This is a genomic window from Nocardioides halotolerans DSM 19273 (assembly GCF_000422805.1).
Taxonomy (GTDB): domain Bacteria; phylum Actinomycetota; class Actinomycetes; order Propionibacteriales; family Nocardioidaceae; genus Nocardioides; species Nocardioides halotolerans.
This window is the reverse complement of the sequence record NZ_AUGT01000012.1, coordinates 93,546-112,095: the sequence shown is the minus strand read 5'-3', so window position 1 is coordinate 112,095 and position 18,550 is coordinate 93,546. Positions and strand designations below refer to the sequence as shown.

Here is an 18,550-nt window from a genome sequence, read left to right as displayed (position 1 = left end):
ACGGGGTTCCGGACGTCGAGTCTTCCTCGGAACTGTAGCGCCTGCCATGGGGCTGATGTGACAGGTGCTTCGGACTGGTCGGTCGGTGCAGCACATTGGTCGTCGTCGGTCGCCTCAGAGGAAGCCACCGACGAGGTAGAGCAGCATGTAGGCCACGATCATCACGATGATGAACGACAGGTCGAGGGCCACGGTCCCGATCCGGAGCGGCGGGATCACCCGGCGCAGGGCCTTGATCGGCGGGTCCGTGGCCGAGTAGACGATCTCGAGCACCACCAGGAGGAACCCCGTCGGCGTCCAGTTGCGCGCGAAGATCTGCACCCAGTCGACGACGAAGCGGATCCACAGGAGCGCGATGAAGATCCACAGCGCGATGTGGATGAGCGACCAGACGGCGTGCACGCGACGATCATGCCGGGTCGACCAACCCAGGGGCGCATCGGCACACCGGGCGGGAGGTCCGCGTCCGCCGCGGCCTCAGGGGCGAGCCCCGGGTCAGCTCTGGTTGAAGAAGCCGCCGTCGGCGATGCGGGCCTTGTCCTCGGCGGCCACCGACACGTTGGGCGGCGAGAGGAGGAACACCTTGCTCGTCACCCGCTCGATCGACCCCCTCGTCGCGAAGATCAGGCCGGCCGCGAAGTCGACGAGCCGTTTGGCGTCGTTGTCGTCCATCTCGGACAGGTTCATGATCACCGGCGTGCCGTCGCGGTAGTTCTCACCGACGGTGCGGGCCTCGTTGTAGGTCCGCGGGTGCAGCGTGGTGATCCGCGAGAGCTCGGCGACCCGCGGCGCCGCGGTCATGGTGGGCGCGCCACCGCGGCGGCGGTCGTCGAGGTGCGCGACGGTCGCGGCCTGCCGCGCCTCGCGCAGCTCGCGACGCGTCGGGCGCTCGGCGGCCACCGGGTGCGTCTCCGTGGGGTGCTGTGTGTCGGCGTAGCGACCCTCGTAGGTGTCGTCGTAGCGCGGGTCGTCGGCGTAGTCGTCGTCGTAGCGACCGGTGTCCTCGAGCAGGCCGAGGTACTCACCGATCCTGCGCATCGCACCGCTCATGGTTGCTGCCTTCCGGGTCCGGCGGCCGCTCTGCGCGGAGGCCGCGCATCCTGGCTGTGTTGGATTGTTTGGACACTACAAGTTCCGGGGCCTCGAACCGAGGACCGCGGAGCCAACGCGCACGTGTGTCGCGCCGGCCCGGATCGCGTCCTCGAGGTCGGCGCTCATACCGGCCGAGAGCCAGGTCGCCGACGGGTGCTGGTCGAGGAACGCCGCCCGCACCTCGGCGAGCCTGCCGAACGCCGCCGCGGGGTCCTCGCCGAGCGGCGCGACGGCCATCAGCCCGCGCAGCACGAGCCCCTCGTCGGCGTGCTCCTCGACCGCGGCCGCCAGCTCGGCGAGGTCTGCGGGATCGGCCCCCGAGCGCCCCTCGCGCCCCGGGGGGTCGAGCGAGACCTGCAGCAGGACGTCGACCGCGCGGCCGCCCTGGGCCGCGCCGCGGGCGAGGCCACCGACGAGCTTGCGCCGGTCGACGGACTCGACCACCGCGGCATACCCCGCCACCGCGGCCGCCTTGTTGCTCTGGAGGCCGCCGATGAAGTGCCACCGCAGGCCGAGGTCGGCACAGTCGGCGGCCTTCGACTCGGCCTCCTGGTGACGGTTCTCCCCCACGTCGGTGACGCCGAGCCCCGCCAGGACCCGGACCTCGCCGGCGGGGAAGAACTTGGTGACGACCACCAGCTCGACCTCGTCGCGCTCGCGACCGGCGTCGGCGCACGCGTCGGCGATCCGCTGCCGCACGCGGGCCAGCCCGGCGGCGATCTCGTCCTCGCGGCTCATCGGCCCTCGCCCCTGAGGCGCACGACCCCGGCGAGCCGGCCGGCCCGCTCGCCGTCGCGCCGGTGGGAGTAGAGGTCCTCGGACTCGAGGGTGCAGCGGCCCACGTCGTGCACGGTCACCCCCACCTCCTCGAGCTGGGCACGCACGCCGGCACCGAGGTCGAGGGACGGCGTCCCCCACGACGTCTGCGAAGAGGACGACGGGACGACGGCCGCGACGTGGGCCCGCATGTCCTCTGGCACCTCGTAGCAGCGGCCGCAGACGTGGGGCCCGACCCACGCCTCGACCCGGTCGGCGCCGAGGTCGCGCATCCGGGTGACCGCCGCAGGGGCGGCGCCGGCCACGAGCCCCTCGCGACCGGAGTGGACCGCGCCCACGACCTCCTCGTCAGGCGCGACGAGGAGCACGGGCACGCAGTCGGCGGCGCGCACCATGAGCACGACTCCTGCCTGGGTGGTCACGATGCCGTCGGCGTGCGGCCTGGCGTACGGGCCGCCGCCCTCGACCGACTCGGCCTCGACGACGTCGGCGCCGTGCACCTGGTAGAGGTCACGGAGCACGTCGCCGGGGGCGAAGTCGGCGAGCAGCCGCCGGTGGTTCTCGGCCTTCGCCGACTCGTCGTCCGGCCCGGACACCGACAGGTTGAGCTCGTCGTAGGGCGACGCACTGACCCCGCCGTACCGGTCGGTGAAGGCCAGGTCGGCGTGGCCCAGTGACGTGACCAGCGTGGTGCGGAAGGAGTACAAGGGCGCGGAGCACTACTTGAGGAAGTCGGGCACGTCCAGGTCGTCGTCGTCGAACTGCATCGGCTTCGGCGCCGGGCGCGGCTGGGTGGCGGAGTCGGGGGTCGTGGACACCGGGGCGCCCGCGGTCACCTTCTCGCGCTCCTCCTCCTGGCGCGCGGCGGCGACGGCCGCCCGGGTCTCCGCCTGGGTCTGCACGGGCGGCGTACGGCGCAGCGCCGAGCCCTCGTGGGCCCGCTTGGGCGTGCCGCCGTCGAAGCCGGCGGCGATGACGGTCACCCGCACCTCGTCGCCGAGCGCGTCGTCGATGGTCGCGCCGAAGATGATGTTGGCGTCGGGGTGCACCGCCTCGGCCACCAGCGCCGCCGCCTCGTTGATCTCGAACAGGCCGAGGTCGGAGCCGCCGGCGATCGAGAGCAGCACGCCGTGGGCGCCGTCGATCGAGGCCTCGAGCAGCGGGCTCGACACCGCCATCTCGGCAGCGGCGACCGAGCGGTCCTCGCCGCGCGCCGAGCCGATGCCCATGAGCGCGGAGCCGGCGTTGGCCATCACGGACTTGACGTCGGCGAAGTCGAGGTTGATCAGCCCGGGCGTGGTGATCAGATCGGTGATGCCGCTGACGCCCTGGAGCAGGACCTGGTCGGCCTGCTTGAAGGCGTCGAGCACCGAGACGTTGCGGTCGGAGATCGACAGCAGCCGGTCGTTGGGGATGACGATGAGGGTGTCGACCTCCTCGCGGAGGGCGGCGATCCCCTCCTCGGCCGAGCCAGCGCGGCGGCGGCCCTCGAAGGCGAACGGGCGGGTCACCACGCCGATCGTGAGCGCACCGAGCGAGCGCGCGATGCGGGCCACGACCGGGGCGCCGCCGGTGCCGGTGCCGCCACCCTCGCCTGCGGTCACGAAGACCATGTCGGCGCCCTTGAGCACCTCCTCGATCTCGTCGGCGTGGTCGTCGGCGGCCTGCTGCCCGACCTCGGGGTTGGCGCCGGCGCCGAGCCCGCGGGTGAGCTCGCGGCCGATGTCGAGCTTGACGTCGGCGTCGCTCATGAGCAGGGCCTGGGCGTCGGTGTTGATCGCGATGAACTCGACCCCCTTGAGGCCGACCTCGATCATCCGGTTCACGGCGTTGACGCCGCCCCCGCCGATGCCCACGACCTTGATGATCGCGAGGTAGTTCTGCGCTGCTGCCACGACTTCGCCCTTTCTCTGGCAGTGCCTGCTCCGACGTCCCGGCCGAACTGTCACCCTCAGGCTGAGGGTTATAGTTATGTCAACCTGTCCGTGCCGATGACAGTAGGGACGCGAGCGGCTCACGTGGCGACGACACGCGGGGGAACGTCGACTCGCGCGAAGTTCCTGACGCGGCGAGGGTCAGGGCGTGATCGTCGGCCGCGACGGGACGCTCACGTCGTAGACCGAGGCCTCGACGCTGGCGAGGAGCGGCTCGAGGACCTCGGCCTTGGTGTCGGACTCCTCCGCGCTCCCCCAGTTGACGACGCGACCGTCCTTGAGCACCAGCGAGATCTGGTCGACGGTGGTGACCTGGACGTGGTCGACGAGGAGGGTCAGCGACGCCGGCAGCGCCGAGATGACCTGGGCGGCCTCCTTGAGCGCGGCCGACGTCGTGCCGATCGAGGTCTCGACGCGGGGCAGCCCGGGCGGTGCCTTCTTGTAGTCGCGGAAGACGACGCCGTCGACGTCCATGCCGCGCAGGCGCTCGCCGATCTCGACCACGGCGATGGCGACGCGCTCCTCGATGGAGATCAGCACGCCGTGCGGCCATTGCCGGGTCACCGAGACCGAGCGGACGACGGCCAGCGCGCCGATGCGGCGCTCGGCGCTCGCGAGGTCGACGCGGACCAGGGGCTCCCCCTCGTCGATGCCCGACCTCGCGCGGATGTCCGCGGCCTTCACGGTCTGGGCCCCGCTGACCTCGACGTCCTCGACGGCGAGCCACGCCGAGAACCACACGGCGTAGATCCCGCCGCCGACGAGGGCCAGCACCAGGACGAGGACCAGGAGGTAGCGCCAGGCCAGCCAGCGCCGCCGCCACTGCCGTCGCGCGAACCTCCGCCTGCTGCGCCTGGTGGCCCGGTCGACGGGCACCGCTCCCGTCGCGTCGCCCGACCCCCGCCGGAGGCTAGGCACGACCACCGCCGAGCAGCTCGAGGACGCGGGGCCCGATCTCGGTGACGCTGCCCGCGCCCAGGGTCAGCACGAGGTCGCCGGGCCGCGCCCGGGCCGCCACGGCGGCCGGGACGTCGTCGAGGTCGGGGACGAAGACGACGTGGCCGGGTGCGAGCGGCACGGCGTCCGCCACGAGCGCGCCGGTGACCTCGGGGTCGGGCTCCTCACGCGAGACGTAGACGTCGCAGACCACGACCTCGTCGGCCGCGCCGAGCGCCTCACCCATCGCGGCGCCGAAGAGGCGGGTCCGCGACACGAGGTGCGGCTGGTAGGCGACGACCACCCGGCCCTCCCCCGCCAGCGCGCGAGCCGCGGCCACGTCGCCGGCGATCTCGGTGGGGTGGTGGGCGTAGCTGTCGTAGACGCGCACGCCCCCTGCCTCGCCCTTGGCCTCCATCCGGCGCTTCGTGCCGGCGTAGGCCGCCAGTCCGCGGCGCAGGTCGTCGGGGTCGGCTCCCAGCTCGACGCCGGCGGCGTACGCCGCGAGCGCGTCGGCGAGGAAGTGGTCGCCCGGCGACCAGAGGGTGACGCCGTCCAGGACGTCGGGGCCGACGTCTGCGCCCGGGCGCGTCGAGACCGTCACGACCCTGAGTCCCCACGCGGCGGCGCGGCCGGCCAGCGCGGCCGCGCCGGGGTCGTCGACGCAGGCGACCAGGAACCCTCCGGGGTCGACGTGACCCGCGAAGACGTCGAAGGCCCGCGCGTAGGCGGCCCCGTCGGCCCAGTGGTCCAGGTGGTCCGCCTCGATGTTGGTCACCACCGCGCCGAAGGGGCGGTAGGCCAGGAAGGCGCCGTCGCTCTCGTCGGCCTCGGCGACGAAGAGGTCGCCACTGCCCCGGGCGGCGTTGACGCCCGTGGCCGAGAGGTCGCCGCCGATGGTGTAGGTCGGGTCGAGTCCCGACTCCTGGAGGGCGACGGTCAGCAGCGAGGTCGTGGTCGTCTTGCCGTGGGTGCCGGCCACCGCCACCACGCGGAAGCCGTCCATCAGCGACGCCATCGCGGCCGCACGGGAGAGCACCCGCAGACCGCGCAGGTCGGCCTCGACGTACTCCGGGTTGCCCTCGGGGATCGCCGCCGAGACGACCAGCGTGTCACCGGGACCGAGGTCGCCGAGGTGGGCGGCGTCGTGGCCCACGTGGACCGTGGCGCCCGCGGCGCGCAGCGCGTCGAGGGTGGCCGACTCCTGCCCGTCGCTGCCGCTGACCTGCACCCCTCGGGCGAGGAGGAGCCGGGCGATGCCCGAGAGCCCGGCCCCGCCGATCCCGACCAGGTGGACCCGCCCGAGGCGGTCTGCGGCCGGGACGTCGGCCGGGACGTCGAGCCTCACCTCGCGGTCTCCAGCACGATCCGCGCGAGCTTCTCGTCGGCGTCGCGCGGGATCAGGCCGGATGCGGCCGCGCTCATCGCGGCCAGCCGCTCCGGGTCGGTGACCAGCGGCGGGACGTGCTCGGCCACCCATGCGCCGGTGAAGGCGCCGTCGTCGACGAGCAGGGCTCCCCCGGCGTCGACCACCGGCCTGGCGTTGAGCGGCTGCTCGCCGTTGCCGATCGGGAGCGGCACGAAGATCGCCGGGACGCCCACCGCCGCGGCCTCGGTGACGCTGGAGGCCCCGGAGCGGCAGACCATGAGGTCCGCGGCGGCCAGCGCGTAGTCCATCCGGTCGACGAAGCCGACGGGCACGTAGGTGGGGACGCCGTCCTGCGGAGCGACGTCGTTCTTGGGCCCGACCACGTGGAGCACCTGCACGCCCGCCTCGCCCAGCGCCCGGGCCGCGGCCACGACGGCGTCGTTGATCGAGCGCGCGCCCTGCGACCCGCCCGTCACCACCAGCGTGGGCCGGTCGGCCTCGAGGCCGAAGAACGCGAGCGCCTCCGCGCGGAGGGCCTGCCGGTCGAGGCCGGAGATCATGGTCCGGATCGGCAGCCCGACGTACTCCGCGTGCCGGAGCGGGGTGTCGGGGAAGCTGACGGCGACCCGACGCGCGATGCGGGCGCCGACCTTGTTGGCCAGGCCGGGCAGCGAGTTCTGCTCGTGGACGACGACCGGGACCTTCGCGCGGCGAGCCGCGAGGTACGCCGGCACGGAGACGTAGCCGCCGTAGCCGACCACGACGTCGGGCCGGACCCGGTCGAGGACGTCGCGCGCCTCCCGCACGGCGCCGCGCAGCCGCCCGGGCACCCGCAGGAGGTCGGCGGACGGGCGCCGCGGGAGCGGCACGGGAGCGATCAGCTCCAGCGGGTAGCCCGCCTCGGGCACCACCTTGTTCTCCAGCCCGCGGGGGGTGCCGAGGCAGGTGACCTCCACCGACGGCTCGAGCCGGCGCAAGGCGTCGGCGGTCGCGAGCAGCGGAGAGGTGTGGCCGGCGGTGCCGCCGCCGGCTAGGAGGATGCGCATCGGTGCAGAGCCTAGGAGGCTGCCGTCCGCTACCTGGAGCGGGCGGCGGAGAGCCCCGCCGAGCGCACCTTCCGCCGCGCCGCCAGCGCCCGCGCGGCCTCGGGCTCGCGGCGCGCGAAGCCCACGAGGAGCCCGAGGGCGACCAGCGACGGCAGCAGCGCGGACCCGCCGTAGGAGATCAGCGGCAGCGGGATGCCGATGACCGGCAGCAGTGCCAGCACCATGCCGACGTTGACGATCATCTGACCGACCAGCCAGACCACGATGCCGAACGACGCGTAGCGCACGAACGGGTCGGCCGTGCGCCGCGCGACCCGCAGCGCCGCGAACGCGATCGTCAGGAACAGCGTGATCACCAGGAGGGTGCCGGCGAGCCCGAGCTCCTCGCCGAGCACGGCGAAGATGAAGTCGGTGTGCGCCTCGGGCAGGTCGCCCCACTTCTGCTGGCTGGCCCCGATGCCCTGGCCGAACAGCCCGCCCGTCGAGAGCGCGTAGAGACCGTGGGCGGGCTGCCAGCCCTTGTCGTGGTAGTCGTTGAACGGGTCGATGAAGGTGGTGACCCGGCCGAGCCGCTCGGCGTTGGTGCCGACGAGCACGAACAGCCCGACGGCGACCACGGTGAACATGACCGTGAAGAACCGGCGCGGGGCGCCGACCACCCACAGCGAGCCCAGCAGCAGCGCGAACAGCACCAGCGCGGTGCCGAGGTCGTTGCCGAGGACCACGAGGCCGGTGGCCAGGATCATCCCCGGCACCACCGGCACGACGATCTCGTGGGTGCTCGAGAGGCGGCGCTCCTTGTTGGCGTAGATGTGCGCGGCCCAGATCACCATCGCGAGCTTGGCGATCTCCGAGGGCTGGATCACGACCGGGCCGACGCCGAGCCAGTTCTGGTTGCCGTTGCGCTCGACGCCGAAGAACGCCGTGAGCAGGAGCAGGATCAGGGAGACCGAGAAGCCGGGGTAGGCAAGCCGCCGGACCCAGCGGTTCGGCAGCCGGCTCGCGACCCACGCCAGCGGCAGGCCGATCAGCACCCAGACCAGCTGGCGTCGGACGACCGCGTAGGAGTCGCCGTCGTTGACCTCGTAGGAGTAGACGCTGCTGGCGCTCAGCACCATGATCAGGCCGATCGTGAGCAGCAGCGCGGAGGCGCCGAGCAGCAGGTAGTACGCCGTGAGCGGCCGGTCGAGCGCGGCGCGCAGCGTGCCGAACCAGGTGCGCGGCCGGACCGACGACCCGTGCTCCCCCGTCGCGACGAAGTGCGCGACGTTGCGACGCAGCCGGAGGCGGGCGGGGAGCGCGGGCAGCTCGAAGCGGCGGGGCCGGGCACCCTCGGGGTTCGCGGTGGTCACCGTGGGCTCACCTTCGTCCCCTTCCGCTTGCTAGCCGGTCAGCTCCTGCACCGCCGCGGCGAACGCGTCACCGCGGGCGGCGTAGTCGGTGAACATGTCCTGCGAGGCGCACCCGGGGGCGAGGAGCACCGTGTCGCCCGGCCGGGCGAGCCCAGCCGCGGCGGCCACGACGCGTCGCATCGGCTGTGCCTCAACAGACGCATGGTCACCTTCAGTCACAGCAGTCTCACGCGTGTCCACGACGATCACTGGCACATCGGGTGCGTGTCGCGCGAGTGCCTCGGCGATGACGTCGCGGTCGCGCCCCAGGAGCACGGCGCCGCGCAGCCGACCGGCGACCGAGCGCACCAGGTCGTCGAACGACGCACCCTTGGCCAGGCCGCCGGCGACCCACACCACGGGGTCGTAGGCGAGCAGGGAGGCGAGCGCGGCGTGCGGGTTGGTCGCCTTCGAGTCGTCGACCCAGGCGACGCCCGCCCGCTCCGCCACCAGCGCGATCCGGTGGCCGTCGGGCCGGAAGCCCCGCAGCCCGTCGCGGACCGCGGCCTGCGGTACGCCGTGGGCGCGCGCCAGGGCCGCCGCGGCCAGCGCGTTCTGCACGGTGTGCGGGGCGGGGCCGGGGGTGCCGGGCGCGGTCAGGTCCTGGAGGGTGCAGAGCTCGGCGGCGCTGGTCTCCCGCTCCTCGATGAACGCGCGGTCGGCGAGGATGTCCTCGACGACGCCGAGCATCCCGACGCTGGGCATGCCGAGCGTGAAGCCCACCGCTCGCGCGCCCTCGACGACGTCGGCCTCGCGGACCAGCGCCTCGGTGACGGGGTCGGCGGCGTTGTAGACGCACGCCCGCTGGGTGCGGTCGTAGATGCGGCCCTTGTCGGCGGCGTAGTCGGACATGGAGGGGTACCAGTCGAGGTGGTCCTCGGCGACGTTGAGGACGGCGGCGGCCTGGGCACTCATCGAGTCGGTGTAGTGGAGCTGGAAGCTGGAGAGCTCGACCGCGAGCACGTCGTACGGCTCGGGGTCCATGACGGCCTCGACGAGCGGGAGCCCGACGTTGCCGGCCGCGACGCTGCGCAGCCCGGCCGCCTTCAGGATCGCGTCGAGCATCCGGACCGTCGTGGTCTTGCCGTTGGTGCCGGTGACCGCGAGCCAGGGGGTGTCGTGCTGCGGGTCGCGCAGCCGCCAGGCGAGCTCGACCTCGCCCCAGACCGGTACGCCGCGGTCGCGGGCCTGCGCCAGCAGCGGCGCGTCGGGCCGCCAGCCGGGCGAGGTGACGAGCAGGTCGACGTCGTCGGGCAGGGTCGCGGTGGCACCCTCGCCGAGCCGGATCTGCGCGCCGAGCACCTCGAGGAGCTCGGCCTTCGCGGCCCGCCCGTCGGGCCCGTCGGCCCGCTCGTCGAGCGCGGTGACGGCCGCGCCGAGGTGGAGGAGGTTGTCGGCGGCCGCGAACCCGGACACCCCGAACCCCGCGACGACGGCCCGGACGCCCTCCCAGGAGTCGTGCCGGCCCAGGCTGGCTGGGTTCATGAGCGCCGTCGGATCATCCGATGCCCGAGACCCACTCGGCGTAGAAGACGCCCAGGCCGGCCGCGACGCAGATGCCGGTGATGATCCAGAAGCGGATCGTGACGGTGACCTGCTCCCAGCCGAGCATCTCGAAGTGGTGGTGGATCGGCGCGATGCGGAACACCCGGCGTCCGGTGCCGGTCAGGCGTTTGGTGATCTTGAAGGTCGTCACCTGGAGCATCACCGAGACCGTCTCGAGCACGAACAGCCCGCCCAGGATGACGAGCAGCAGCTCGGTGCGGGTGAGGATCGCGAGGCCGGCCACCGCGCCGCCGAGCGCGAGCGAGCCGGTGTCGCCCATGAAGATCGCGGCCGGTGAGGCGTTCCACCACAGGAAGCCGAAGCAGGCGCCGGTGAGCGCCGCCGCGACCACGGCGAGGTCGAGCGGGTCGCGCACGGTGTAGCAGAGGCTCTGGTTGTCGGGGTCGAGGCTCGAGGACGCGCACGACTGGTTGTTCTGCCAGATGTTCACGAGCATGTAGGCGCCGAAGACCATCATCGAGGCCCCGGCGGCGAGGCCGTCGAGCCCGTCGGTGAGGTTCACGCCGTTGCTGGTCGCGGTGACGATGAGCCAGATCAGCAGCATCACCACGATCGTGGGCAGTGCGATGCCCTCCCAGTCGCGGATGAACGACAGGTGCTTCGAGGCGGGCGTGATGCCGTCGTCGTCCTTGAGCCACGGCGAGACCGCGAGCCCGCCGAAGACCAGCGCGACCACGGTCTGGCCGATCATCTTGGCCTTGCTGCGCAGGCCCAGGCTCCGCTGCTTGGCGATCTTGATGTAGTCGTCGAGGAACCCGACCAGCCCCATCCCGACGAAGAGGAAGAGGAGCAGCAGCGCGGACCCGGTCGGCGCCGACATCGTGGCCAGCTTGGCGACGAAGTAGCCGACGAGCGTCGCCAGGATGACGACCACGCCACCCATGGTCGGCGTGCCCATCTTGGTGTGGTGGCTGGTGGGGCCGTCGTCGCGGATCTGCTGGCCCAGCCCGAGCCGGCGGAACTGGTTGATGGCCACGCGCGTGCCGAGGAGGGACACGAACAGCGAGAGCGCGCCGCTCAGCAGGATGGCTCTCATCGCTCCCCTCTCCTCCGACCCGGACCGCTCAGACATGATTCCGTACGTCGCTCCGGAGTCCGACGCGGCCCGCCGAGGAGCGGTTGCCCGATGTTGCCTGCGCTACTCCTGCTGCCGGGCCGCGAGCAGCTCGCGGACCACCTCGCGGTCGTCGAACGGGTGCACGACGCCGTCGACCTCCTGCCCCGTCTCGTGACCCTTGCCGGCGACGACCACGATGTCTCCGGGCGCCGCGAGGTCGAGCGCGGTCGCGATGGCGGCGCGGCGGTCGCCCTCCTCGATCAGCCGCGCGGTGCCGCCGCGGGCGCCCGCCAGGACGGCGGCGCGGATCGCCGCGGGCGGCTCCGTGCGCGGGTTGTCGTCGGTCACCACCAGCACGTCGGCGAGCCGGGCGGCGAGCTCGCCCATGATCGGGCGCTTGCCGGGGTCGCGGTCTCCCCCGGCCCCGAGGACCACGAGGAGCCGCCCGTCGGTGAGGGGCCGGAGGCTCTCCAGTGCGGCCCGGACGGCGTCGGGCTTGTGGGCGTAGTCGACCACGACGGTGAACGGCTGGCCCGCCTCGATCCGCTCGAAGCGGCCGGGGACGCCGACCCCGCTGCCGATGGCCCGGGCCACGGCCGGTACGTCGAGCCCGGCCTCGCCGCAGGCGGCCACCGCGGCCAGCGCGTTGCTCACGTTGAAGGCACCCGGGAGCGGGACCCTCGCCTCGGCGTCGACCCCCGGGCCGAGCACGCGGAACGACGACCCGTCCGGCCCGGGTCGCACGTCGGCCACGGTCCAGTCGGCGTCACGGCCCTGAGTCGAGAAGGTCTGCACGGGCAGCCCGGTCTCGCTCGCTAGCCGGCGGCCGTGCTCGTCGTCGATGCCGATCAGCGCCAGCCGGGCGCGTTCGGGGGTGAACAGCGAGGCCTTGGCGCGGTAGTAGTCCTCCTCGTCAGCGTGGAAGTCGAGGTGGTCGCGGCCCAGGTTGAGGAACACCGCGACGTCGAAGACCACGCCGTCGACGCGTCCCATGACGAGGGCGTGGCTGCTCACCTCCATGGCGCAGGCCGTGACCCCGCGCTCGCGCATCACCGCGAACAGCGCGTGCAGGTCGGGGGCCTCGGGTGTGGTGAGGGCCGTCTTCACGTCCTCACCGGCGATGCGGGTGCCGACCGTGCCGATCACCCCCGCGCGCACGCCGGCGCCCTCGAGGCCGCCCTCGGCCAGCCGGGTGGTCGTCGTCTTGCCCTGGGTGCCGGTGACGCCGATCATCCGCATCGCGGCCGCCGGCTCGCCGTACACCCGCGCGGCCAGGCGGCCGAGCAGCGCCCGGGGGTCGTCGACCGCGAGGTCGGCCCGGCCGCGCGCCGCCCCCTCGTGATCGGTGAGGACGCCGACGGCCCCGGCCGCGCGGGCCTGCTCCGCGAAGTCCATGCCGTGGGACCGGGCGCCCGCCAGGGCGACGTAGAGGTCGCCCCGCCGGGTGCGCTCCGAGCTGAGCGTGAGGCCCGTGATCGCCTCGTGGGGCTGGGCGTGGGGCTGGGCGTGGGGCTGGGCGTGGGGCTGGGCGGGGCCGTCGGGCTCGGCGAGCTCGGCCACCCAGGCGACCAGCGTCTCCCACGCCACGTGCGGCGGGCGCTCGGGCCGGGTCTGTGCGCTCACCACCCGGGCAGTGTCTCCTACCACTCGACGGGGAGGCGTGTCTGCTTCTTCTCGATCGGGGGGACGCCGTAGCGCTGGAGGGCGTAGGCCATCAGCTTGGAGAACACCGGTCCGGCGGTCGCGCCGCCGCCGGCGCCCGCGATCGTGGGCGCCTGGATCACCACGTAGATGGTGAACCGGGGGTTCTGGGCGGGTGCGAAGCCCGCGAACGAGACGGTGTTGGTGCCGTCGTAGCAGCTGTGCTTGGCGGCGCCGGTGCCGCAGGTGCCGACGCGCTGGGCGGTGCCGGTCTTGCCGGCGACGACGTAGCCGGGGACCTGCGCCTTGGGCGCCACGCCGTCCTCGGGGTCGACGGTCCGCTCCATCATCAGCGTCATCTGGCGGGCCGCCTCCTTGGAGATGACCTGCCGGGTCGAGGAGACGTCGGTGCCGATCTCCATGCCGTCGTCGCGCCTCGCCTGCCCCTGGATCAGCGTCGGGTCGACCCGGAGGCCGTGGTTGGCGATGGTGTTGACCGCCGCCGTCATCTGCATGGCATTGACCGCGAGCGACTGGCCGAAGGCGATGCGGTCGCCGATCTGGCTGTTCCACACGCTCGGGTCCGGCAGGTTGCCGCGCGACTCGGCGCCGAGGCCGACGTTGGTGGGCTGGCCGAGGCCGAACTGCGCGAGGTAGGCGCGGAGCTGGCCGGGCTCGAAACGGTCCGAGGCGAGGACGGTGCCGACGTTGGACGACTTGGCGAGCACGCCGGCCAGCGTCAGCTTGATCAGGCCGTGCTCCCAGTGGTCGTGGATCACGCGGTCCTGGCGGTGCAGCTCGCCGGGGACCAGCAGCTCGGTGCGGGCGTTGACCTTGCCCGCGTCGATCAGGGCCGAGAGGGTGAGCACCTTCTCGACCGACCCCGGCTCGTAGGCGAGGTTGAGCGAGCGGGCGCGGCGGTCCTTGACCGGCGACTCGCCCGGGGCGTCCGCGTCGTACGTCGGGTCGTCGGCGAGCGCGAGGACCTCGCCGGTGCGCGAGTCCATGATCACCGCGATCGCGGAGGAGCCACCCGAGGCCTCGCGGGCCTGGCGGAGCACGCGCTGGGTGTACCACTGCAGGTCGCGGTCGATGGTGGTGCGCAGGTCCTGGCCGTCCACGGCGGGCACCGTGGTGTTGTCGCCCAGCGGGATCCGGTTGCCGGCGCCGACCTCGTACCTCTCGCTGCCGTCCTTGCCCGAGAGCGCCTTGTCGAAGACCTCCTCGAGACCGCCGTAGGGCTGGTCGGTGCCGACGAAGCCCACGAGGTTGGCGGCGATGTCGTGGGAGGGGTAGGTGCGCACCGCGTCGCGGCGCGTCGAGAGCCCCTCGTAGCCGCGGTCCTCGGCCTCGTGGATCACGTCGGTGGCGAGCGTGGACGGCACGTGCCGGGCGAGGTACTCGAACCGGCTGCCCTCCTTGAGCCCGCGCAGGCGCTTGAGCACGGCGAAGTAGTCGACGTCGAGCTTCTGGCTCAGGAACCGTGCGATCTCCGGGGCCTTGTCCTCGGTCATCTGCGGGTCGCCGACGATCATCAGGCCGTCGATGGAGACCGCGAGCGGCTGGCCGTTGCGGTCGAGGATGTCGCCACGCTGGGCCGGCAGGACCACGTCGACGGTGCCCTCGGCGGCCGCCATCGCGGCGTACGACCCGGGGTCGAGCCCTTGCAGCTGCACCAGTCGCGCCCCGAACAGCGAGAGCACCATCGCGATCATGACGAACCCGACCCGGAGGCGGGTCTGGGGCGAGCCCCGCCGACTGCCGCGCCCGGCCGTGGTCACGACGGCGGTCGCCGGGCGGCCGGCCGGGCGGCGGTCTCGGTTGCGGGGCACGTGTCTCTCGTCGTCTCTCGGGTGGGTCGGCGGGGAAGGGCGGTCCGGTGGTGCCGGTGATGACTGGTGTGACTCGTGTGCTCTGGTGAGGCTGGTGTTGCAGGTGGGGCTATCTTGCTCGCTCGGTCGCCCGGATCCGGTCAGCCCCGCGCCGTGTCGTGGTGTCCCTCGTGGCCCCGGCCGCCCTGGTCATGGCGGCCGCCCTGGCCCTGCGCGCCGGCGGCCGGCGGCACCACCACCACAACCGGGTCGGGGTCGAGCACGGCCGGCTTCCTCGGCGGGCGCGGATCCAGCGGCGGCGTGCTGTCGGCGGTGGCCGGCGCACAGGTGCCCTGGGTCGTGGCTGCGGCCAGGCGGAGGGTGCACGAGGTCTGGGGCACGACCATCCCCGCGGCCTGGGCGCGCCGCGCGAGCTCCTGCGGGTCCCGGAGCTGCTGCAGGTCGTCGTGCAGGGTCTGCTCGCGCGCGGCCAGGTTGTCCGACTGCGCCTCGAGCTGGGTCGCGGCGAACGACGCCTGCTGCATCTGGGTGTTGAAGCAGAGCAGCCCGACGACGCCGCCGAGGAGGATGAGGCTGACCAGCGTCACGAACGGCATCCGGGCCGCCCGGACCCGGCGGCGGGGGACGACGGTCAGCCGCGCCCGGTCGAGTGCCTCGTCGGCGAGCCGCGGCAGTCGCTCGCGGAGCTGGAGGGCGGGAGTGCTCATGCCTGTCGGGCCCCGTCGGAAGCGAGAGCACCCCGCGCGGAGCGCCTCTGCGAGCGGTGTCGATGGGTATTCATGCTGCGGTCCTGTCCTTGATGCGCTCGACCGCGCGGAGGCGGACCGAAGCGGCACGGGGGTTGGCGGCGATCTCGGACTCGTCGGCCTGCTCGGCGCCCCGGGTGACGAGCCGCAGGGCCGGCTGCAGCTCCTCGGGCACGACGGGGAGGTCCGGCGGCGCGACCGACCTGGTGACGGCGGCGAACGCCTGCTTGACCAGCCGGTCCTCGAGGGAGTGGTAGGACTCGACGACCACGCGGCCGCCGACCCGGATCGCGTCGATGGCGGCGGGCACCGCGCGCCGCAGCACCGCCAGCTCGTCGTTGACCTCCATGCGCAGCGCCTGGAAGGTGCGCTTGGCGGGATGACCGCCGGTGCGGCGGGCGGGAGCGGGGATCACGGCGTACAGCAGCTCGACGAGCCGCGCCGAGGTGGTGAACGGCGCCTGCTCGCGCTGGCGGACCACGGCCGCGGCGATCTTGCTCGCGAAGCGCTCCTCGCCGTACTCGCGGAGCACCCGGGCCAGCTCCTTGGCGGAGTAGGTGTTGAGGACGTCGGCCGCGGTCGGGCCGGTCGTGCCGTCCATGCGCATGTCGAGCGGTGCGTCCTCGGCGTAGGCGAAGCCGCGCTCCCGCACGTCGAGCTGCATCGACGAGACACCGAGGTCGAAGAGCACGGCGTCGACGCCGCCCTCGCGGCCCAGTCCGAGGTCGTCGAGGACGTCGGGCAGCTCGTCGTAGACCGCGTGCACGGGTGTGAACCGGTCGCCGAAGCCGGCCAGCCGCTCCCCCGCCCGCGCGAGCGCGTCGGGGTCGCGGTCGATGCCGACCACCCGGGCCAGCTCGCACCGGGTCAGCACGGCCTCGGTGTGCCCGCCCAGCCCGAGGGTGGCGTCGACCATGACCGAGCCCTCGGTCTGCAGGGCGGGCGCGAGGAGGGCCACGACCCGGTCGAGGAGGACGGGGACGTGAGCGGGGCTCGCCATGTCAGCCCTGCTGTCCGAGGTGGCCGAGGACCACGAGCGCGGTGGCCAGCCCCACCGAGGTGAGGGCCGAGAACGCCATCAGCACGAGGGCCTCCCGGGCCTGCTCGCGCACCCGGCGTGGCGCCGGCGGCATCTCGGTGGAGTAGCTCATCGATCGACCCTTCGATGACTCGGTGCGGCGGGGAAGAGGTGGAGCTGTGGCGTCGGTGGAGCGGAGTGGAGGGTTCGCAGGGCCAGGTCTCAGGCCGCTCCGCTGCCGACTGGGGCCGGGGAAGGTGTCCCAGTTGGCGCACACCCGAGGTGGGAAGTCGCCTGGCACCGGGGAAGGTGCGCCAGGGGACGCTCAGGTGGGGAGCGGGCCGAGACCTCGCCCTGCGAACCGCTCTTCAGTTGTGCTGCCGGTGGTGCTGGTCGTGCGTGCTGGTCGTGCGTGCTGGTCGTGCGTGCTGGTCGTGCGTGCTGGTCAGTCCTGCGGACGGCCGTCCTCGTCGAGGTCGGCGAAGGTCTCCTGGGCGGCCGCGTTGTAGTCGCGCCAGCGCGACGGCTCCCAGATCTCGACGCGGTCCATCGCGCCGATCACGATCACGTCGCGGCTGATCGCCGCGTAGTCGCGCAGCGGCGCCGGGATCGGGATGCGGCCCTGCTTGTCCGGCACGACCTCCTCGGCGCTCGAGAAGAGCATCCGGATCTGGTCACGCCCGCTCCGCGAGGTCATGCCCTTGGCGCGGGCGCGGTCGGCCTCCTCCATGAAGACGTCGGACGGGAAGACGTCGAGGCACTTCTCCTGCCCCTGTGTCACCACGAGCCCCTCCGACAGTCGCTCCCTGAACTTGGCCGGGAGGATCAGCCGCCCCTTGTCGTCGAGCTTCGGGGTGTAGGTGCCCATGAAGAACATCGGGCGCCTCCATGACCTGCTCGTCGTCGTCGGTGGCTGCTTCCTCCACTTTCCTCCACATTACTCCACTTCACTCCACCGTCAACCACCATTCACCACTTCCGACCCCTTTTGTCCCCTCGTCTCCCCGAGACCTCCCTGGCGGGCGCTCGCGGCCGGCGCGTGGCCGCGCGGTTGAACTGAGACCTATTCGTGATCGTGGAAGTGACGTGGGCTTCGCGCTCGACCGCGTAAGTTGCCGGGACGCCCTACCGTGGTGACAGACAGGGAGCGGAAGGAACGACGTGGAGACGCCGACTGCGGCAGCCCCAGCTGGTGGCGCCGATCTGGAGACTCTGGCCCGGGTAGTGGGCCGGATCCGTGCGAACATCGAGAAGGTCATCGAGGGCAAGGCCGACGTGGTGTCCTCCACGCTCGTGGTGCTGCTCGGCGAGGGGCACCTGCTCATCGAGGACGTGCCCGGCGTCGGCAAGACGATGCTGAGCAAGGCGCTGGCGCGCAGCATCGACTGCTCGGTGCGCCGCATCCAGTTCACGCCCGACCTGCTGCCGTCCGACGTGACCGGCGTGTCGATCTTCAACCAGAGCAGCCGCGAGTTCGAGTTCCGGCCCGGCGGCGTCTTCGCCAACATCGTCGTCGGCGACGAGATCAACCGCGCCTCGCCCAAGACCCAGTCCGCCCTCTTGGAGTGCATGGAGGAGCGGCAGGTCACCGTCGACAACGCGACCTACCAGCTCGACGCGCCGTTCATGGTCATCGCGACCCAGAACCCCATCGAGATGGAGGGCACCTACGCACTCCCCGAGGCACAGCGCGACCGCTTCATGGCGCGGGTGTCCGTCGGCTACCCGGTCGAGGCCGCGGAGATCGCGATGCTCGACTCGCACACCCGCTCCAACCCGCTCGACGACCTCGAGCCGGTGGCCGACGCCGCCGAGATCCGCAAGCTGATCGGCATCGTCGGGCAGGTCTATGTCTCGCAGGCGGTGCAGCGGTACGCCGTCGCGATCACCGCCGCCACCCGTCGTTCCGACGAGCTCTCCCTCGGCGCGTCGCCGCGCGCGACGCTCCACCTGGTGCGGGCCGCGAAGGCGATGGCCGCGATGCAGGGCCGCGACTACGTGCTCCCCGACGACGTGCACGGGCTGACCAAGCCGGTGCTCGCCCACCGGCTGCTGCCGAGCGTCGAGGCGTCGATGAGCGGTCGCTCGACCTCCGCCATCCTCGACGCGATCGTCGCGAGCGTGCCCGTGCCCGCCGGCTCCTAG

General features: G+C 73.0%; 18 protein-coding genes. 1 reads left to right on the top strand and 17 read right to left on the bottom strand.

What is annotated here, in order from left to right; genetic code table 11:
- Positions 1-114 precede the first annotated feature (114 nt).
- From G514_RS0103445 to mraZ, 17 genes are all read right to left on the bottom strand, one after another.
- Positions 115-402 (bottom strand): YggT family protein, encoded by a 288-nt coding sequence (locus G514_RS0103445; RefSeq protein ID WP_028650626.1) that lies wholly within the window; start codon positions 400-402, stop codon positions 115-117.
- 93 nt (positions 403-495) lie between these two features.
- Positions 496-1,050: a cell division protein SepF gene (locus G514_RS0103440; protein ID WP_028650625.1), complete on the bottom strand. Its 555-nt coding sequence runs from the start codon at positions 1,048-1,050 to the stop codon at positions 496-498.
- A gap of 75 nt (positions 1,051-1,125) precedes the next feature.
- Positions 1,126-1,830 carry a YggS family pyridoxal phosphate-dependent enzyme gene (locus G514_RS0103435; RefSeq protein ID WP_028650624.1) on the bottom strand — a complete coding sequence of 235 codons (705 nt, stop codon included), beginning with the start codon at positions 1,828-1,830 and terminating at the stop codon, positions 1,126-1,128.
- Entirely contained in the window at positions 1,827-2,576 is a 750-nt protein-coding gene (gene pgeF, locus G514_RS0103430; protein ID WP_084151750.1) for a peptidoglycan editing factor PgeF, read from the bottom strand. The genes G514_RS0103435 and pgeF overlap by 4 nt, the downstream gene beginning before the upstream one ends.
- Before the next feature lie 12 nt (positions 2,577-2,588).
- Positions 2,589-3,764, bottom strand: coding sequence for a cell division protein FtsZ (ftsZ, locus tag G514_RS0103425; RefSeq protein WP_028650622.1), 1,176 nt, complete (start codon positions 3,762-3,764; stop codon positions 2,589-2,591).
- Positions 3,765-3,944: 180 nt separating this feature from the next.
- Entirely contained in the window at positions 3,945-4,721 is a 777-nt protein-coding gene (locus G514_RS0103420; protein WP_169576285.1) for a cell division protein FtsQ/DivIB, read from the bottom strand.
- Positions 4,714-6,087, bottom strand: a complete 1,374-nt coding sequence (gene murC / locus G514_RS0103415) for a UDP-N-acetylmuramate--L-alanine ligase (RefSeq protein WP_028650620.1) — start codon at positions 6,085-6,087, stop codon at positions 4,714-4,716. Before murC ends, G514_RS0103420 begins: the two co-directional genes overlap by 8 nt.
- Positions 6,084-7,154 (bottom strand): undecaprenyldiphospho-muramoylpentapeptide beta-N-acetylglucosaminyltransferase, encoded by a 1,071-nt coding sequence (gene murG / locus G514_RS0103410; protein WP_028650619.1) that lies wholly within the window; start codon positions 7,152-7,154, stop codon positions 6,084-6,086. Before murG ends, murC begins: the two co-directional genes overlap by 4 nt.
- A gap of 29 nt (positions 7,155-7,183) precedes the next feature.
- Positions 7,184-8,506, bottom strand: coding sequence for a putative lipid II flippase FtsW (ftsW, locus tag G514_RS24615; RefSeq protein WP_245582088.1), 1,323 nt, complete (start codon positions 8,504-8,506; stop codon positions 7,184-7,186).
- A 30-nt stretch (positions 8,507-8,536) separates the two neighbouring features.
- Entirely contained in the window at positions 8,537-10,030 is a 1,494-nt protein-coding gene (gene murD, locus G514_RS0103400; RefSeq protein ID WP_028650618.1) for a UDP-N-acetylmuramoyl-L-alanine--D-glutamate ligase, read from the bottom strand.
- Between the two features lie 13 nt (positions 10,031-10,043).
- The gene (gene mraY, locus G514_RS0103395) at positions 10,044-11,147 is read right to left on the bottom strand and encodes a phospho-N-acetylmuramoyl-pentapeptide-transferase (protein ID WP_028650617.1); all 1,104 of its coding nucleotides are present in this window, start codon (positions 11,145-11,147) and stop codon (positions 10,044-10,046) included.
- A gap of 102 nt (positions 11,148-11,249) precedes the next feature.
- Positions 11,250-12,794, bottom strand: coding sequence for a UDP-N-acetylmuramoyl-L-alanyl-D-glutamate--2,6-diaminopimelate ligase (locus G514_RS0103390; RefSeq protein WP_028650616.1), 1,545 nt, complete (start codon positions 12,792-12,794; stop codon positions 11,250-11,252).
- Positions 12,795-12,808: 14 nt separating this feature from the next.
- Positions 12,809-14,641 carry a peptidoglycan D,D-transpeptidase FtsI family protein gene (locus tag G514_RS0103385; RefSeq protein WP_028650615.1) on the bottom strand — a complete coding sequence of 611 codons (1,833 nt, stop codon included), beginning with the start codon at positions 14,639-14,641 and terminating at the stop codon, positions 12,809-12,811.
- 140 nt (positions 14,642-14,781) lie between these two features.
- Complete coding sequence (gene ftsL, locus G514_RS28915) at positions 14,782-15,348, bottom strand: cell division protein FtsL (protein WP_051246631.1); 567 nt, start codon at positions 15,346-15,348, stop codon at positions 14,782-14,784.
- Between the two features lie 70 nt (positions 15,349-15,418).
- Positions 15,419-16,387 carry a 16S rRNA (cytosine(1402)-N(4))-methyltransferase RsmH gene (gene rsmH, locus G514_RS0103375; RefSeq protein WP_028650614.1) on the bottom strand — a complete coding sequence of 323 codons (969 nt, stop codon included), beginning with the start codon at positions 16,385-16,387 and terminating at the stop codon, positions 15,419-15,421.
- A gap of 1 nt (position 16,388) precedes the next feature.
- Entirely contained in the window at positions 16,389-16,538 is a 150-nt protein-coding gene (locus G514_RS30090; RefSeq protein ID WP_157544574.1) for a hypothetical protein, read from the bottom strand.
- Positions 16,539-16,850: 312 nt separating this feature from the next.
- Complete coding sequence (gene mraZ / locus G514_RS0103365; protein ID WP_028650613.1) at positions 16,851-17,282, bottom strand: division/cell wall cluster transcriptional repressor MraZ; 432 nt, start codon at positions 17,280-17,282, stop codon at positions 16,851-16,853.
- Positions 17,283-17,566: 284 nt separating this feature from the next.
- Between mraZ and G514_RS0103360 the strand changes: the two genes are divergently transcribed.
- The gene (locus G514_RS0103360) at positions 17,567-18,550 is read left to right on the top strand and encodes an AAA family ATPase (RefSeq protein ID WP_084151749.1); all 984 of its coding nucleotides are present in this window, start codon (positions 17,567-17,569) and stop codon (positions 18,548-18,550) included.

What these genes read in the sequence shown, in the direction of transcription:
- G514_RS0103440 (WP_028650625.1), bottom strand. Translation starts at nt 1,050, where the DNA reads ATGAGCGGTGCGATGCGCAGGATCGGTGAGTACCTCGGCCTGCTCGAG.
- G514_RS0103435 (WP_028650624.1), bottom strand. Translation starts at nt 1,830, where the DNA reads ATGAGCCGCGAGGACGAGATCGCCGCCGGGCTGGCCCGCGTGCGGCAG.
- murG (WP_028650619.1), bottom strand. Translation starts at nt 7,154, where the DNA reads ATGCGCATCCTCCTAGCCGGCGGCGGCACCGCCGGCCACACCTCTCCG.
- murD (WP_028650618.1), bottom strand. Translation starts at nt 10,030, where the DNA reads ATGAACCCAGCCAGCCTGGGCCGGCACGACTCCTGGGAGGGCGTCCGG.
- mraY (WP_028650617.1), bottom strand. Translation starts at nt 11,147, where the DNA reads ATGAGAGCCATCCTGCTGAGCGGCGCGCTCTCGCTGTTCGTGTCCCTC.
- ftsL (WP_051246631.1), bottom strand. Translation starts at nt 15,348, where the DNA reads ATGAGCACTCCCGCCCTCCAGCTCCGCGAGCGACTGCCGCGGCTCGCC.
- rsmH (WP_028650614.1), bottom strand. Translation starts at nt 16,387, where the DNA reads ATGGCGAGCCCCGCTCACGTCCCCGTCCTCCTCGACCGGGTCGTGGCC.
- G514_RS30090 (WP_157544574.1), bottom strand. Translation starts at nt 16,538, where the DNA reads ATGAGCTACTCCACCGAGATGCCGCCGGCGCCACGCCGGGTGCGCGAG.
- mraZ (WP_028650613.1), bottom strand. Translation starts at nt 17,282, where the DNA reads ATGTTCTTCATGGGCACCTACACCCCGAAGCTCGACGACAAGGGGCGG.